Here is a 14711-nt window from a genome sequence, read left to right on the forward strand (position 1 = left end):
CCCCGGGATGTATCCCGCACGGAGTTGTGACCACGCCCGCATCTCGCACGGAATCCGGCCGTGTTCTGCATCATTACCGCGATTCCGGAAACCTCACACAGCCGTATTATTGTGACGAATTGTCGTCAAAAACACACTTCCGAGCGTCCCCCTCGCGGAGGGTGGGACGGGCCCGCACGTGTCGCCGAAGCCAGTAGATTGACGAAATGAGCGACAATCCGGCAGAGACGGCCCGCACATTCGACGACGCGAGCCTCACCTTCGACCTTCTCACCGACACGGTATGGGGCCCGGCCGGAAACGCATTGTCCTTCCAACTCGGACTCGGTCCGGGCGCGACGGTGCTGGACGCATGCTGCGGCGCGGGTGCGTCAGCACTCCCCATCGCGGCAGCAGTCGGCCCGTCGGGCCGCGTGCACGGCGTCGACATCTCTTCCGACCTACTCGAAAAAGCCCGGTTGATCGCCGAGGCACGAGCATTGCAGAACATCGATTTCGTGTGTGCGGACGTAACGACCTGGGAGGCGCCGTCGAACATCGCCACCGACGGGTACGACGCCCTCGCGATCTCCTACGGCGTGTTCTTCCTTCCGGACATGCACCGGGCGTTCGCACGCCTCGCCGGTCTCGTGCGACACGGCGGCCGCGTGGGTGTGACAGTGTGGCGAGAGGGATCGCTGGAGGAGTACTCACGGGTCGTGTTCGATGTCGCATCGCGCTTCGACCCCGACCTCGCCGAGCGCGGATCACTACGTGCGAGGACACCCCTCCGCGAGATCGACACTCCCCACACGCTCGAAGCGTGGCTCACTGACGCAGGCACCCACTCCGTGGAAGTGCGTGTCCTGTCGAATCTGTTGCCCGCCACCGACGAACTCTGCTGGAATCTCGTTACCGGCACCGGTTACCGGGCGGCGCTGAACGGTCTCGACGCCGACGAGATCGCGGCGGTCCGGCGCGGCATCGCCGACGAGGTGACCGCGCGCGGTATACACACCATCGACTTCACCACGCTGGTGGGCACCGCCACCGTACGACGTCCCCCGACAGCCGCTTCCAGGCACCTGAGACAATCGCGACCATGACTCGTTCCACCTCGACCGACGACCGCCGTTACGTGTTGACCCTGGGCTGCCCCGACAGCACCGGGATCGTCGCGAAGATCTCCACTTTCCTCGCAGAGGTCGGAGGGTCGATCGTCGAGGCTGCCTACCACGCCGATCAGGACAGCGGCTGGTTCTTCACCCGGCAGGCGGTGCGGGCCTCTTCCATCCCGTTCGGCATCGACGAACTGCGGGAGAAGTTCGCCGTGGTGGCGGACGGAATCGGTCCGAACACCGAATGGACGCTGTCCGACACCGGCCAGCGCAAGCGCGTGGTGCTGCTCGTCAGCAAGGAAGCGCACTGCCTGCACGATCTACTCGGACGGGTCGCGGCCGGCGAGCTCCAGGCCGAGGTGCGCGCGGTCGTCGGCAACCACCGCGACCTCGAGGAAGTCGCGCGCCGCCACGGCATCGACTACCACTACGTCTCGTTCCCGTCCGACCCCGCCGAGCGCGGCCCCGCGTTCGAGCAGGTTCGCAAGATCGTCGACGCACACGATCCACACGCTGTCGTCCTCGCACGGTTCATGCAGGTCCTGCCTGCAGACCTGTGCGAGCACTGGGCCGGACGCGCCATCAACATCCACCACAGCTTCCTGCCGTCCTTCGTGGGCGCCCGGCCGTACCATCAGGCCTTCACCCGCGGTGTGAAGCTCATCGGCGCGACGTGCCACTACGTGACGGCAGAACTCGACGCGGGCCCGATCATCGAACAGGACGTCATTCGGGTGAGCCATCACGACAGCGTCGGAGACATGGTTCGGCAGGGACGCGACGTGGAAAAGCTCGTCCTCTCCCGCGGCCTGCGCTGGCACCTCGAAGATCGAGTGCTCGTGCACGGCCGGAAGACTGTGATCTTCAACTGAGCATTCGTCGTCCGGTCTAGGAGACCACGGCTCCGGCGCGCTCGACGAGGTGCAGCACTTCATCGTCGAACGCGTCGATGGCTTCGACGGAACTCATGTGGCCGACGCCGTCCAGCACGACCAGGCGCTCGAGATTTCCGGCCTCCTCCAGGCCGGCCGCGAGCCGTCGCGCATGCACCGGAGGTGTGAGCCGGTCGGCGGTGCCGACGAGCACCGTCGTGGGAACGTTGAGGTTTTCCAGGCCTTCGTGGATGTCGAGGGTACTCAGTGCGAAGCCCCAGCCGCCCCGCGTGCGCGGAGGGCACCCGAGCACGATCTTCTCGCAGAAGTCGACCTCTGCCACACTCGCCGATGGGGAGAGTGCCACGTATTTGAGGGCCCGAGTCGTGAACTTCGATTCCACCAGCGGCACCTGTGCACCCAGCAGCGGACGTGCCACCTTCACCGGCACCCGCGGGAACCGTTCGGGAAGCGCGATCAGAGCGGCGTGCGCGACGAGGTTGTCCATCCCGGTACTGGCCAGGAGCACACCCGCGGCCTTCTCCGAGACCTGCTCGGGGAACCGCTCGGCCCACGCGATGATGCTCATTCCGCCCATGCTGTGCCCGGCGAGCACCGCTTTGCGACCGGCCGGGACCACCGCGTCGAGGACCGCAGCGAGGTCGTCGGCCAGGACGTCCGGTCCGAGTGGGCGCGTGCCTGCCTCACTCGAGCCGTGTCCGCGCTGGTCGTAGACGACAACTCGGTATCGGTCGGCGAATGCGTTGATCTGCGGCGCCCAGTACATCCCGCTGCACGTCCACCCGTGACTGAACACAAGCGGTTGCGCGTCCGGATCGCCGTAGGCGAGCACGTGGAGCCGGGCACCGTCGTCCGTCCGGACCTCGATCTGCTCGGCTTCCAGGCTCGGGGTGGAAAGCAGTGCGTGGGGAGCCACATCCGTTGTCCGCACCACGGTGGAGCGGGAGCGACGCGCGGCGACGATGCCCGTCACGACACCGGCGAGCGCACTGGCGCCTGCCGCGAGAAGCATGGCCTGACGACGGGTGGGCTTGTTCACGTATGTTCTCCTGCGTGCATGTCCGGGTAGTCCCGGTGATCGGTTGTCGGTGTGGTCGAGTCAGCGTGGGGTGGGCACACGGCTCACAGCACGTGGGCCTTGCGAAGCAGGTGCGCCGACGGACCACCGATCAGGCCCACCGAGTCGAGGAACTCGACCGTGCGTCGCGTACCCTGCCGCAGTTTGTCGTGGTAGTGCGTGTTTGCGCGTACGGCGGCCTTCGCCTCGGCGATGTCCAGGCCTGCCGCCGCGTACACCTGGTCGTTGATCAGGTTCGTGACGATCAAGTAGCCGGATACGCCCAGATGCATGCGGACGTACGCGCGCTGGGCTCGCGTGGCCGTGCGCATCCTGCGTTCGGTTTCCTCGCGGGCGTACCGAATGTGCCGCGACTCTTCGACGACGTGAATATGGCTGACGGTGCGGGTGAGTGGCTGCACCCGCTCGTCGCGCATGAAGTCACGCTGCATCATGTCCAGGATCTCTTCGGCGAACAGCGTTGCACCGAACGCAAGTGCACCCGACGCGACGGCCTTGAAGCCCCGTCCGCTCACGCGGATCCACCGCTTCGGGCGGTACGACGGCACGCCGAGTCGCTTCGCCGAACGCGCGAACATGATGGAGTGACGGCACTCGTCGGCGATCTCGGTGAGACCGAACTGGACGTACGCGCTGGAAGGATCCTGCTGGTAGAGGTCTCGGATGAGCATCTGCATGAGGATCATCTCGAACCAGATGCCCGTGCCGGCGATACTCGCTGCTTCGTGCGTGGTGAGAACGATCCGCTGCTGCTCCGACATCCGTTCCCACAGGTCCGTGCCGTAGAGACTGGACCATTCGGGAGTCATCCCGTATTTGTCGCCCGGGATCGGAGCGTCCCAGTCGATCTCGAATGCGGGGTCGTACGACTTGCGTGCCGCTGAGTCGAGGAGTCGTTGTGCTGTGCCCTGCTTACCGTCGGTTGCGTGCGACCCGCGTACCCGACCGGGCGCACTCTCGATCGACCCGTTGGTTCGAGTGATGGACATCGCGAACCACCTCGTCTCGAATGATATCCGTTACTCGAAGTGTCATTATCTGAATCGCACTTGTCAAGGGGTGGGTCGAGACGATCGCAGATCGAGGCAATCTGGCGTCACCAGCGCGGCTTCTGCACCTCTTCCACGCGCGGGCGGACATCGACCAGGTATACGCAGACCGCAACCACGGCGATGATGCCGAGCATCCCGACGGCCCCGAAGAGCAGCAGGACGATCAACGCGGCCACGAGAATTCCGAGCCATACGGGTTTGGTGAGCTTGTCAACCGCAGGAAACGCCTCGGCGGGTTGACGAACTGCATGGAACAAAGCGAAGCCGGCTCCTACAAGCGCAAGGACCTGTAGAGCGAGCATGATCAGACCGGCGAGAGAATCGACGTTGGGCACAAGACCCAGTCTACGAGAATCGGCTCCCGCGCAACTTCGTGCGCGAGAGCCGATCCGGATCGACCCGGTCAGGGCCGAGTTGCTGCAGTCAGTTGCCGGTGGTCTTGCGAGGCGCAGCCGTCTTGGCGGGCGCCTTCGCCGCAGGCTTGGCAGGCGCCGCCTTGGCCGGGGCCTTCTTCGCGGGTGCCTTCGCCGCGGTCTTGGCCGGGGCCGACTTCACGACAGGCTTCGGAGCCACCGCGTCCTGCTTCTCCGTCACAGCCTCCGCTGCCTCGTCCACATCGTCCTTGACGGACTCGACGCGCGTTGCCGCTTCGCTGCTCGCTTCTTCGGCCTGTTCACCGAGCTCGAGGACGCGGAGGGCAGCGTCATCACCCGCATCGGCGATCACGGTGCCGACCTCGGTGGCCGTGTCGGAGATGCGGTCCGCGGTGAGTCCTGCGAACTTGGCGGCCTGTTCGCCGACCACGCGCGTCTGCCGTGCGACGGTCCCCAGAGCTTCTTCGGTGAGATCGACGACGTCGCCGAAGGCGGCCTCGGCGCGACCGAGGCGCTCTTCGACGGCCGGCTGCTGACGCAGACGTTCGATGGTCTCTTCGCCCCGCTCGGCGAATGCAGAGTAGAGATCGGAAGCGACCTTGAGGTACGCCTCGGCGACCCTGCGCAGCTCCTCGCTGCTGAATCGTTCGCGCAGGTCGGCGATTTCCTCGGGAAGTTCCGAAGGCAGTTCGCTCAGACGGGCCCGCAGCGACTCGATGGTCTCGGTCAAATCGGCCGGGACCGACGCGATGCGCTCGCGGGCCGTCTCGACGCGGCCGTTCACATCGGTCTGGGTGTTCTCGGCGCGCTCGCGCACCTGAGCCACGACATCGGCAACGGCCTGGACGACGGCGTCGCCGGCACCGACCGCTGCGTAGAGGGATGTTCGGAGTGCAGCGTTGGGATCGGTCATGTCAATTCTCCTCGTCTAGGTCAGTGGGATTCGCGCGATCTGCTGGAACCACACGGGCGGCGACGCTCCCGGGCGCCGATTCCGGCGGTACCGACTCGTTCTCGCGGCAGAAAGAGTCGTAGATGTCGAGCAGGACCTGCTTCTGCCGCTCCGACAAGGCGGCGTCGGCAAACAGCGCGTCGCGCACCGCGCTGTGAGGTCGCTCCTCGAGAATTCCCGCTCGCACGTAGAGAACTTCGGCCGACAGCCGCAGTCCCTTCGCGATCTGCGCAAGCACTTCCGCGGACGGTTTGCGCAGCCCACGCTCGATCTGACTGAGGTACGGGTTGCTCACCCCGGCCAGCTGCGACAGCTGCCGCAGCGACACCTGGGCGGCCTCACGTTGTGAGCGAATGAAGCCTCCGATGTCCTGGGCGGCGTTGTTGACCACTCGCGCAGCGATGTCAGTAGGCCCTGCATTCTCGGTGAACCCTGCGTTCCCGTCCTGGTCGTCCCCGGCCGACGCGGCCGAATCTCGAATCGTGGACATGGCACCCAGCGTACGCAGAGGTGCTAGCTACAGCAAGCGCTCTGCTAGCACGTGACGCAGGTCATGCGAACAGCAGCTCGGAGATCGTGTAGATGGCGAGCCCCGCGAGTGCCCCGACGACGGTGCCGTTGATGCGGATGAACTGCAGATCGCGTCCTACCGCGAGCTCGATCTTGCGACTCGCCTCCTCCGCATCCCAGCGTTCGACGGTCTCCCTGATCACCGAAGTGATCTCGTCGGCGTAGTTTGCGGCAACGAAGCGAACACCGGCGAGCAGCCATCCGTCGACCTTGCCGCGCATATCGGTGTCCTCGCACAGCCGGATACCGAAACGTTCGACGTTCTCGGCCACTTTCCTGCGCAGCGTGCTGTCCGGGTCGTCCACCGACTCCAGGATCATCCGCTTGGCGACCTTCCACGTCGCCGAGGCCAATTGCGTGATCTCTTCGCGGCCCATGATCTCGGCCTTGAGTTTCTCTGCCTTGGCGATCGTCACCGGGTCGTACTGCAGATCACGGGCGTAGTCGACGAGGAACTTCTCGACCGCAAGCCGGACCTCGTGCTCCGGGTTGGAACGGACCTTCCAGGTGAAGTCGACCAGTTCCCGATGGATCTTCTCGCCCAGCATCAGGTCGACGAACTTCGGGGACCACGCCGGCGAATCCTTCGTGATGATGCGGTCGATGGTTTCCTGACTGCCGAGCGCCCACTGATGTGCGCGTTCTGCAAGCATGTCGATCAGCGGACGTTGCCGCCCCTCGGCGAGGAGCTCACCGAGAATGCGGCCGAGGGGCGGCCCCCACTCGGGCTCGGCAATCCTCTTGACGATGGTGTGGTCGATGATCTGGGCGATATCGTCCTCGCGGAGGATGCCCACCACCCCGCGCAGGATCGTCGAGGTCTCTTTCGCAACCCGCTCGGCGTTCTGCGGCTGCGCCATCCACCCACCCAGCCTCAGCGGAATCCGAGCGGATTCGACCTTCGCCGACACCACGTCGGGCGCAAGGAAGTTGGTTCCGACGAAGGAGCTCAGGCTCGCGCCGAGCTGATCCTTCTTCCGCTTGATGATCGCAGTGTGCGGGACCGGAATCCCGAGCGGATGACGAAAGAGCGCAGTCACAGCGAACCAGTCGGCGAGGGCGCCGACCATACCCGCCTCGGACGCAGCACGAACGTATCCGACCCACGCACCGGCACCCTGGGTCTCCTGCCACCGGCAGAACAGGTACACCGCTGCGGCCACGATCAGAAAGCCTGTCGCGACCGTCTTCATCCGGCGCAGATCCCGGCGTTTGGTGTCGTCCTCGAAATTCATGTACTGCACCGGACCATTGTGCCGAAATTCGATCGTCGCCACCGGACCCCGCGCGTCGCGGCGCCACCGACTCTGCGTAGACATCACCGGGCACACCACCGAATCGCCCGAGGAGCACGCGCCCGTAGACTGAGCGGACGATCGAGACCGAATGGATGTGCCGAAACAGATGCCTTCTTCCCCACCTCCCGCGACCGACACCCCGCCCACGAAGCAGGACGGTCGCAAACGTCGTTGGCACGAGCACAAGATCGCGCGGCGCGAAGAACTCGTCGAGGGCACCATCAAGGCCATCCGCACCCGCGGACACGAGATCGGGATGGACGAGATCGCCGCCGAGATCGGTGTATCCAAGACCGTGTTGTACCGGTACTTCACCGACAAGAACGATCTGACGACGGCGACCATGATGCGGTACGTCGAGACAGTTCTCGCGCCGCGCATCTATTCGGCGGTGTCCGAGGACCTCGACGAGTACAACCTCGCCCGGGTCGCGATCGCGACGTATGTCGAGACGGTTGCCGAGGATCCTGAGGTCTACCTTTACATCATGTCGAACAGCTCGTCGGCGAGCCGCGACGTCGTCGCCGATTCCGAGCGAATGATCGCAGAACTCGTGTCGGCGGTGCTCGGCGAGCGGCTGCGGTTGCTCGAGATGGATTCGGGCGGCTCGGTACCGTGGGCGTACGGAATCGTCGGCGCGATCCAACTGGCGACACACTGGTGGATCTCGAACAAGTCCATGACGGCCGAAGACCTCGTCGACTACCTCACGATGATGGTCTGGGGTGGGATCACCGGAATCGCCCAGGTCTCGGGATCGCCCGGACGGTTCAAGTCGCGGCCGCACCCGCTGCTCCCGACCGAAGAATAGTGACGCCATTCACGTTACTGTGAGTTACGTGTAATCTCGGGTCATGCCTGATACGACGTCGCCGCACGGAGACGAGAACGCGCACGAACAGACCGACCGCTACAAGGGACCGGCCGACGTCGCGGTCGGAGAGCAACACGCCACCGTCGAGGTCGAATTGTCCGGGCACTTCGATCCGATCGTGGGTCGGCATGTGTGGCGCGGTCGCCTCCGCGAGTTCGGCGCGGCCCTCACACCAGATACCCCCTCGGGCCCGGGCACCGAAGTGACGCTCCGGATCCCGGCAGCCGACGGCAGTATCGCCACGGCCACCGGACGCGTCACCGAGATCGACCTGTGGGGAAGCCACATGATCGACGGCATCTCCGCACCGCCCTACTGAAGCCATACCGAATCCCCTCAGGGACCCTCTCACCGAACCCTCTCACCGAACACGGACGAAGGAACGGACCGAACCGACGTGCGTGTGGCACGCTCATCGCCATGGGAAACAACGGCGACGGATGGCACACCCCGGCAGCGGCGGTACTGCGCGCGGGACCACACAACCAGGTCGCCGACCTCGACACCAACGGCACACCGGGCTTCAGCGGAGGCAAGGAACTCGGGACGACGCTGATAGAGGAACGTGGCGCCGTGCTCTCCGATCTACAGGAGATGCTCTTCGCGAACGGGCGCCTGGGCGACGAACGTTCGGTGCTCCTCATCCTGCAGGGCATGGACACCGCCGGCAAAGGCGGGATGGTCCGCAGCGTGATCGGACACGTGGACCCCCAGGGGGTCGATCACAAGGCATTCGGTGTGCCGACTCCGGAGGAGAAGCGTCACCACTTCCTGTGGCGTGTCCACAAGGCTCTCCCCCGGGACGGCCAACTCGGGGTATTCGACCGATCGCACTACGAAGACGTCCTCGTCGCCCGCGTCCGCAATCTGGTGCCCGAGACCGTCTGGCGTAGGCGCTACGACGAGATCAACCGCTTCGAGAGCGACCTCGCGGCCAACGGCACCACCATTGTCAAGGTCGCGATGTTCGTCTCCCTCGACGAACAGAAGCATCGATTGGCCGAGCGGCTCGAGCGTCGGGACAAGCACTGGAAGTACAACGCCAGCGATGTCGACGAGCGCGCACTGTGGCCCGAGTACCAGCAGGCCTATCAGGACATGCTCGACAAGACCAACACCGAGCACGCTCCCTGGTACGTCGTGCCGTGCGACCGGAAGTGGTACAGCCGAATCGCCGTCATGGAGCTACTCATCGACGCCTTCGAGAATCTCGACCTCGATTGGCCGGAACCGAACTTCGACGTCGAGGCCGAGAGAAAACGACTGGAAGAATCTTGACCGGTCAGAACAAGTGCGGAGTCTCGATATGACGATGGTGATCTCGCCGGATGGTGCCTGCCACCATGCCGAATGCGAGGAGCAGGGCCGCGGCTGCCGCAATTCCGCTGGCGAGTGCGAACGCGGTATGTCCGGACCCCGCTGCAACCAGTGTGAATGCGATCGTGATCACTGCGATCAGCGCGAGCGCGTATCCCGACCACGCGACGAAGAGATTGAGCTTCATAGCCTGTCTCCTTCCCCGAGGACTGCGTTTCGGTTGTCCCCGACGGTACCCTCGAGTGCCGTCCGTCACAAGGTCGGATGGTCGTCGCCGGAGGTCAGCGGTCCGGCGTGACAGGCGGTTTCACGCGATAGGTCGCGATCGCGAACTCCCCGTTGCGGGTGAGATCGGTCAGTTCCAGTTCGAGATGCCTCGGCAACAGCGGCTTACCGGCACCGATCGTGACCGGAGCAAGGGACACGATCATCTCGTCGAGCAGGCCGTGATCGGCGAACTGACCTGCCAGGTCTCCACCTCCGATCATCCACAACTCACGATCACCGGCGGCCTCGGCCATCTCGGCGTAGACCGTGCGAACATCGTCCTGCGTGAACCGGATGTCGCCCGGCCCGTCCGGCCCCTGCGCCACCGGCATGCCATCTCGGTGCGTGAAGACCCAGCAAGGAAACGTGTACTCCCACTTGTCGAGCCCTTCATGGTCCAACACCCATTGATACGTCGAGGCGCCCATTGCAGCCGCACCGATCCTGGACATGAATGCCGAACCCCCTCCGGGTCCGTCGTGGTCGATGTGACGCGACAGCAACCAGTCGAGGCTGTGATCCTCCGTCGCGATGAATCCGTCGAGTGTGCTTGCGGTGAAGAAGGTCATCCGAGTCATGTCGCGCTTCCTTCCGGCTCGTCGCCGAGCGTGAGTGGGGAAAGTCCGCGCTGCCATTCGAGCGGGTCCCCGTTGTCGATGTTGCGGCCTGCATTTCGCAGCATGTGACGCACGAGCTGCCGTCGATGCGCCGCGAATGTGAGCACGTGGGAGATGACACCACCGAGCATGAAACTCTCCGGCGGGTCACACAATGCGTCGATCAGACGATCGCTCCAAGCATTGCGACGATCGATGTCGCGTACGGCTTCCGCCCACTGCGGCGCGATCACTTCGAACTGCTTGCACAATGAGGCCGCGTCCCCGTCCGAACGCATGGGTTCGTCGGCACCGATCATCGATGCGAGCCACATCTGCTTCGCCCACACCAGATTGCCGAGTACCTGTGCGATCGACTCTTCTGGGCCGTCCCATTCGAGCACCACGAGGTCCGGGAATCTCACTCGTTCGTACTCGACCACGTCGAGATCGGTCGCGACGTTCAGCAGCGCCCGTGTGTCGTCGAGATCATGATGAACCATCTGCGCAGTCACCTGACCTGTTCCTGCGCGGTGTCCGTATCCGCCGGCGTCATCCTCCACCCACAGATGCATGGGGGGATGAAAGTGGACTCCGTTGGGAGCGGGTAGCCAGTGCGAGTAGCCGGAGGGCGCGAGTGTGCGGCCCCCGGTCGCGCTCGGTGGATATCCGTACGCTCGGGAGAACGCGCGGCTGAACCCCTCCACCGAATTGTATCCGGCAGAGAAAGCCGCATCGGTGACACCGCAGCCGTCACGCAACTGCCACGCAGCACGCTCGAGCATCACCCTTCGTCGCAGCGCAACCGGGGATTCCCCTGTGCCCATCGAGAATTGGCGACTGAAATGCCATGGCGAGGCGAAGGCGCCACGCGCCATGTCACCGAGGTTCGCGTGGTCCTCGTCGAGGACGGCATCGAGCAGTTCGCGTAGTCTGTCGCGTCCGGGTCCGGTCATGAATCCAGTGTCACCCAGAGGGTGTGGCCCGCGCTTGACCGTTCTTGCTCGCCTCGCAGATCAACCGGGCAACGTCTCGCCGCCGATGGGCGCCAGCACCTCGCCGCTGTAGTAAGACGACATCGTGTCGGACGCGAAGAAGACATAGGACGGTGCGATCTCGTCGGGCTGTGCGGCGCGTCCGTACGGCGCTTGCTGTCCGAACTCCGACACCTTGCCGGCATCCATGGTTGCGGGAATCAACGGTGTCCAGACAGGTCCGGGTGCGACGCAGTTGACGCGAATTCCCCTGTCCTGGAACGTCTGCGCGAGCGAATACGTCAAGGCGATGATTGCGCCTTTGGTTGCGGAATAGTCAATGAGACTCTTGTTGCCGCGCAGGCCATTTATCGAGGCGGTGTTGATCACCGCAGACCCGCGAGGCAGGTAGGCCAACGCTGCCTTCGTCACGTGGAAGAAGCTGTCGACGTTGACTGCGAACGTGCGGCGCCACTGCTCGTCGCTCAGCTCGGCCAGATCGTCCACCGGTTGCTGGGTGCCCACGTTGTTGACGACGATGTCGAGCCCACCCAGCCGGTCGGCTGCCTCGGCGACCACGGATCGGCAGTGCTGCGCATCTGCAAGGTCCCCGGGCAACAGATGACACGAACGACCCGCCCTACGCACCAGAGCGGCGGTGTGTTCGGCGTCGGGATGCTCTTCCAGATAGGCAATAGCCGTGTCCGCACCTTCCTTCGCGAACGCCACCGCCACCGCTCGTCCGATACCGGAGTCACCGCCCGTGATCAGCGCTTTTCGCCCGACGAGGAGGTCTCGTCCTCGATAGTCCCGCATCTCGTCGCGCGGGCGTTCTGCCATCTGCCCGGTCTCTCCCGGGTAGTCGATGGTGTGAGGTTCCCGTTCCCTACCGTCGTCCATGGCGGTCGAGTACCCCCACCGGGGTGAGATACACACCATCGCGCTGCGCGATCTGGCCGAATCTCACCGGGCCGAGCCACTCAGTCCGAGGTGCGACGCCGGAAATTGAAGGCGATCATCACTCCGCCCACCAGGAACACGACGATCCCAGCAATGATTCCGAGAGTCGCCCAACCCTCGAAGCCATCGCCGGCCGCGGCAAGCACGAGGGCGATGAGTGCAATCCCGACGAGGACACAGCCATATCCGACCCATCCGGCCGCGCGACTACCTGTGGTGGGTCGGTTGTGCTGGGGTGCGTTGGTCATGCCTCGGGTATACCCACCTCACCTCCACGGTGAAACACTCACTGCGAGCCAGGTACGCGCCTACGGCGGGATCCGCCTATCGATCGGTCCGCGCTCGACGAGTGTCGCCGCCGTCTCGCGCACGGTACGCGTACGCAGCACCGGGCTCGGTGTCCCCGCACCGGACCGCATCCCGCTCACCGTTTCGTTCCACACCTGTGGACCGTCGTAGGCGGGCTTCCAGGCCAGCATGCTCATGGCCCGACTGCAGTCGAGCATGGGGGTCGCATACGCGAGCTCGATCCACCCGCCCTGGACAGGCTGAATGCGCAGGCCCCAGGTCGCATCGGCGATTGCTGCCAGGGCACGCCACGGAACCGGAAGCGCTGCGCACTCGAAGGGCGCCACGAAGTCGGCCGCCAGCACCGCGCGCTCGGAACCCAGGTTGAAAGTTCCAGGAACACGTTGTTCGAGAGCGGATACTATCGCCGCTGCCACGTCATCTGCGTGCACAGCGGGAATTCTGAGACTACGATCGATCGGCAACAGCGGCAGATGCCGGAGTACCACACCGGGCAGGAAGTCGGGAGATACGTAGCGTCGCAAGGCCGTTCCGGCAGCTCGCTGGCCGATGAAGCCGGGCCGGAATCGAGTTAGTGCAGGGGCGTCGGCATCGGCGGACAAATCATCGAGGATCTTCTCGGCCTGCACTTTGTCGGCGCTGTAATCGCAGGAGCTCACCCCGGTCACAGGCCAGGATTCGTCGACGAACCGCTCGTTCGCGCCTGCTGCGTACACCGCGCCGGATGACATGTGCACCACGTGCGGCACTCCGGCCTCGGCCGCCGCAGTGAACACCGCTCTGGTCCCCCCGAGCGCAGTGCGGCGAAGGTAATCACGGCGGTGCGACGGTTGAAATCCCCACGCCAAGTGAACGATCGCATCGGCGTCGCGCACGATCGACCGAAGCTGGGCGTGACAATTGGGATCCGCGAGGTCCAGACTGTGCCAGCGGGCCGACGCATAGACGTCGCGCGCCGGAGGAATCCGGCGCGCGACGGCAATGATCTCAGGCCGCACGGCACGAGACGCGAAACGCCGGAGCACTGCAGTGCCGACATTTCCGCTTGCTCCCGTGACGACGATCCGATTCAGCGGCTTTGCCATGCCTCTTCGATCTGCGGGTAGGCAGCCGCAATACGGTCGAGCGTCGCATCATCGGCTGTATCGATCTCCGCGCGGTGTCGCTGGGCGGTCACCAATACACCTTCCGGACGACCTGTTCCCGCAGTCTCTTCGTCGATCGGCGCGTCTGCTTCGAGTTCGTGAATCACTTCGTCGAGCCGGAGCGCAACGAACTCTCGTTTGCTTTCACTCATGATTGGTCGCCTCGCTGATCAGCGGGCCGACTTCGCGGCCTTCTTCTCGGTATGCGCATCGGAATTCGCCAGCGCTCCGGAAGCGTTCTCGAGGTGGGCACGCACGAACCACTGGAACTTCTCGAGCTGGCCGGTCTGCCCGATGAGAATGTCCTCCGTGATGGGGTCCAGCTTGCCGACCTTCTCGATCGCCTTGCGATTGTCGGTGATCACGCCGTCGTACACCAGATCGAGGGCGGCAAGGTGTGCCTGCGCCGTGTCGCGAACCACCGAATAGTCGTCCCACGTGCGGTACTTTTCGATAGCACCGGGTGTTCCGAGCGGCGATTCTCCGAGCGCAGCGATTCGCTCTGCCACCTCGTCGGCATACCCGCGGACAAGCTCCACCTGGGGATCGATCATCTCGTGCACACCGATGAAGTTCGGACCCACCACGTTCCAGTGGATGTGCTTCAACGTCAAGTGCAGATCGTTGTAGGCACTGAGGCGTTCCTGGAGTGCGCGCGCCACAGCGGCGCCGTCCTTGTCGCTGAGACCGGGCACCGTGTATTTCGACATGTTTCGTCTCCTTGGGGGGTGCTGTTTGTAGGTGACCACCGCATACCCCGGATGTCGCTCATCCGAAACCTCCTAAAGACAGAACCGCCCACACCCGCGCCGTTCTACGCCACGCTCTGAAATCGGTGCGTTCCGCCCGATATGCGCCCGGCGCCGATCCCCTGTGTTCGGCGGGGACCTCCGCGTGTTTCTTCTCCGCGAGCCGGGGCACCCACTCGGAGAAAGACAACTTCACCGACTAGGAG

General features: G+C 64.6%; 19 protein-coding genes. 5 read left to right on the top strand and 14 right to left on the bottom strand.

The window, feature by feature from the left end; genetic code table 11:
* The first annotated feature begins 206 nt into the window (after positions 1-206).
* Positions 207-1085 carry a class I SAM-dependent methyltransferase gene (locus ACTDXD_RS03070; RefSeq protein ID WP_440125730.1) on the top strand — a complete coding sequence of 293 codons (879 nt, stop codon included), beginning with the start codon at positions 207-209 and terminating at the stop codon, positions 1083-1085.
* Positions 1082-1969, top strand: a complete 888-nt coding sequence (gene purU, locus ACTDXD_RS03075; protein WP_440125731.1) for a formyltetrahydrofolate deformylase — start codon at positions 1082-1084, stop codon at positions 1967-1969. Before ACTDXD_RS03070 ends, purU begins: the two co-directional genes overlap by 4 nt.
* Positions 1970-1985: 16 nt before the next feature.
* On the opposite strand, the gene ACTDXD_RS03080 is transcribed toward purU, so the two are convergent.
* From ACTDXD_RS03080 to ACTDXD_RS03105, 6 genes are all read right to left on the bottom strand, one after another.
* Positions 1986-3029: an alpha/beta fold hydrolase gene (locus tag ACTDXD_RS03080; RefSeq protein WP_440125732.1), complete on the bottom strand. Its 1044-nt coding sequence runs from the start codon at positions 3027-3029 to the stop codon at positions 1986-1988.
* Positions 3030-3112: 83 nt separating this feature from the next.
* Entirely contained in the window at positions 3113-4057 is a 945-nt protein-coding gene (locus ACTDXD_RS03085; RefSeq protein ID WP_440125733.1) for an AurF N-oxygenase family protein, read from the bottom strand.
* A 107-nt stretch (positions 4058-4164) separates the two neighbouring features.
* Positions 4165-4455 carry a DUF2516 family protein gene (locus ACTDXD_RS03090; RefSeq protein WP_169690090.1) on the bottom strand — a complete coding sequence of 97 codons (291 nt, stop codon included), beginning with the start codon at positions 4453-4455 and terminating at the stop codon, positions 4165-4167.
* Between the two features lie 88 nt (positions 4456-4543).
* Entirely contained in the window at positions 4544-5407 is an 864-nt protein-coding gene (locus ACTDXD_RS03095) for a heparin-binding hemagglutinin (protein ID WP_440125734.1), read from the bottom strand.
* 1 nt (position 5408) lies between these two features.
* Positions 5409-5936, bottom strand: a complete 528-nt coding sequence (locus ACTDXD_RS03100) for a helix-turn-helix domain-containing protein (RefSeq protein ID WP_440125735.1) — start codon at positions 5934-5936, stop codon at positions 5409-5411.
* Between the two features lie 61 nt (positions 5937-5997).
* Positions 5998-7251, bottom strand: coding sequence for a DUF445 domain-containing protein (locus ACTDXD_RS03105; RefSeq protein WP_440127514.1), 1254 nt, complete (start codon positions 7249-7251; stop codon positions 5998-6000).
* Between the two features lie 169 nt (positions 7252-7420).
* Here ACTDXD_RS03105 and ACTDXD_RS03110 point away from each other — a divergent pair, with 169 nt between their 5' ends.
* From ACTDXD_RS03110 to ACTDXD_RS03120, 3 genes are all read left to right on the top strand, one after another.
* Positions 7421-8125: a TetR/AcrR family transcriptional regulator gene (locus tag ACTDXD_RS03110; protein WP_440125736.1), complete on the top strand. Its 705-nt coding sequence runs from the start codon at positions 7421-7423 to the stop codon at positions 8123-8125.
* A gap of 43 nt (positions 8126-8168) precedes the next feature.
* Positions 8169-8507 carry a DUF4873 domain-containing protein gene (locus tag ACTDXD_RS03115; protein ID WP_440125737.1) on the top strand — a complete coding sequence of 113 codons (339 nt, stop codon included), beginning with the start codon at positions 8169-8171 and terminating at the stop codon, positions 8505-8507.
* Between the two features lie 101 nt (positions 8508-8608).
* Positions 8609-9466 (top strand): polyphosphate kinase 2 family protein, encoded by an 858-nt coding sequence (locus ACTDXD_RS03120; protein ID WP_440125738.1) that lies wholly within the window; start codon positions 8609-8611, stop codon positions 9464-9466.
* A 4-nt stretch (positions 9467-9470) separates the two neighbouring features.
* Here the strand turns inward: ACTDXD_RS03120 and ACTDXD_RS03125 are convergent, their stop codons facing one another.
* The 8 genes from ACTDXD_RS03125 to ACTDXD_RS03160 all read right to left on the bottom strand — a co-directional run bounded on the left by ACTDXD_RS03125 (position 9471) and on the right by ACTDXD_RS03160 (position 14466).
* Entirely contained in the window at positions 9471-9692 is a 222-nt protein-coding gene (locus tag ACTDXD_RS03125) for a hypothetical protein (protein WP_440125739.1), read from the bottom strand.
* Between the two features lie 94 nt (positions 9693-9786).
* Positions 9787-10350 carry a dihydrofolate reductase family protein gene (locus tag ACTDXD_RS03130; protein ID WP_440125740.1) on the bottom strand — a complete coding sequence of 188 codons (564 nt, stop codon included), beginning with the start codon at positions 10348-10350 and terminating at the stop codon, positions 9787-9789.
* Entirely contained in the window at positions 10347-11324 is a 978-nt protein-coding gene (locus ACTDXD_RS03135) for a helix-turn-helix transcriptional regulator (RefSeq protein ID WP_440125741.1), read from the bottom strand. The genes ACTDXD_RS03130 and ACTDXD_RS03135 overlap by 4 nt, the downstream gene beginning before the upstream one ends.
* Positions 11325-11384: 60 nt before the next feature.
* On the bottom strand, positions 11385-12242 hold the full coding sequence (locus ACTDXD_RS03140; RefSeq protein WP_440125742.1) for an SDR family oxidoreductase: 858 nt from the start codon (positions 12240-12242) through the stop codon (positions 11385-11387).
* 80 nt (positions 12243-12322) lie between these two features.
* Positions 12323-12550, bottom strand: a complete 228-nt coding sequence (locus tag ACTDXD_RS03145; protein WP_440125743.1) for a hypothetical protein — start codon at positions 12548-12550, stop codon at positions 12323-12325.
* Positions 12551-12610: 60 nt separating this feature from the next.
* Positions 12611-13696, bottom strand: a complete 1086-nt coding sequence (locus ACTDXD_RS03150; RefSeq protein WP_440125744.1) for an NAD-dependent epimerase/dehydratase family protein — start codon at positions 13694-13696, stop codon at positions 12611-12613.
* A complete protein-coding gene (locus tag ACTDXD_RS03155) occupies positions 13681-13908 on the bottom strand; it encodes a hypothetical protein (protein ID WP_440125745.1) in 228 nt (75 codons plus the stop codon). Before ACTDXD_RS03155 ends, ACTDXD_RS03150 begins: the two co-directional genes overlap by 16 nt.
* 18 nt (positions 13909-13926) lie before the next feature.
* Positions 13927-14466: a Dps family protein gene (locus tag ACTDXD_RS03160; RefSeq protein WP_440125746.1), complete on the bottom strand. Its 540-nt coding sequence runs from the start codon at positions 14464-14466 to the stop codon at positions 13927-13929.
* Positions 14467-14711 lie beyond the last annotated feature (245 nt).

Origin of the sequence: Rhodococcus sp. SJ-3 (assembly GCF_051918125.1) — a bacterium.
Classification (GTDB): Bacteria; Actinomycetota; Actinomycetes; order Mycobacteriales; family Mycobacteriaceae; genus Rhodococcus.

What these genes read in the sequence shown, in the direction of transcription:
- ACTDXD_RS03070 (WP_440125730.1), top strand. Translation starts at nt 207, where the DNA reads ATGAGCGACAATCCGGCAGAGACGGCCCGCACATTCGACGACGCGAGC.
- purU (WP_440125731.1), top strand. Translation starts at nt 1,082, where the DNA reads ATGACTCGTTCCACCTCGACCGACGACCGCCGTTACGTGTTGACCCTG.
- ACTDXD_RS03085 (WP_440125733.1), bottom strand. Translation starts at nt 4,057, where the DNA reads ATGTCCATCACTCGAACCAACGGGTCGATCGAGAGTGCGCCCGGTCGG.
- ACTDXD_RS03095 (WP_440125734.1), bottom strand. Translation starts at nt 5,407, where the DNA reads ATGACCGATCCCAACGCTGCACTCCGAACATCCCTCTACGCAGCGGTC.
- ACTDXD_RS03100 (WP_440125735.1), bottom strand. Translation starts at nt 5,936, where the DNA reads ATGTCCACGATTCGAGATTCGGCCGCGTCGGCCGGGGACGACCAGGAC.
- ACTDXD_RS03105 (WP_440127514.1), bottom strand. Translation starts at nt 7,251, where the DNA reads ATGAATTTCGAGGACGACACCAAACGCCGGGATCTGCGCCGGATGAAG.
- ACTDXD_RS03110 (WP_440125736.1), top strand. Translation starts at nt 7,421, where the DNA reads ATGCCTTCTTCCCCACCTCCCGCGACCGACACCCCGCCCACGAAGCAG.
- ACTDXD_RS03115 (WP_440125737.1), top strand. Translation starts at nt 8,169, where the DNA reads ATGCCTGATACGACGTCGCCGCACGGAGACGAGAACGCGCACGAACAG.
- ACTDXD_RS03120 (WP_440125738.1), top strand. Translation starts at nt 8,609, where the DNA reads ATGGGAAACAACGGCGACGGATGGCACACCCCGGCAGCGGCGGTACTG.
- ACTDXD_RS03125 (WP_440125739.1), bottom strand. Translation starts at nt 9,692, where the DNA reads ATGAAGCTCAATCTCTTCGTCGCGTGGTCGGGATACGCGCTCGCGCTG.
- ACTDXD_RS03130 (WP_440125740.1), bottom strand. Translation starts at nt 10,350, where the DNA reads ATGACTCGGATGACCTTCTTCACCGCAAGCACACTCGACGGATTCATC.
- ACTDXD_RS03135 (WP_440125741.1), bottom strand. Translation starts at nt 11,324, where the DNA reads ATGACCGGACCCGGACGCGACAGACTACGCGAACTGCTCGATGCCGTC.
- ACTDXD_RS03140 (WP_440125742.1), bottom strand. Translation starts at nt 12,242, where the DNA reads ATGGACGACGGTAGGGAACGGGAACCTCACACCATCGACTACCCGGGA.
- ACTDXD_RS03145 (WP_440125743.1), bottom strand. Translation starts at nt 12,550, where the DNA reads ATGACCAACGCACCCCAGCACAACCGACCCACCACAGGTAGTCGCGCG.
- ACTDXD_RS03150 (WP_440125744.1), bottom strand. Translation starts at nt 13,696, where the DNA reads ATGGCAAAGCCGCTGAATCGGATCGTCGTCACGGGAGCAAGCGGAAAT.
- ACTDXD_RS03155 (WP_440125745.1), bottom strand. Translation starts at nt 13,908, where the DNA reads ATGAGTGAAAGCAAACGAGAGTTCGTTGCGCTCCGGCTCGACGAAGTG.
- ACTDXD_RS03160 (WP_440125746.1), bottom strand. Translation starts at nt 14,466, where the DNA reads ATGTCGAAATACACGGTGCCCGGTCTCAGCGACAAGGACGGCGCCGCT.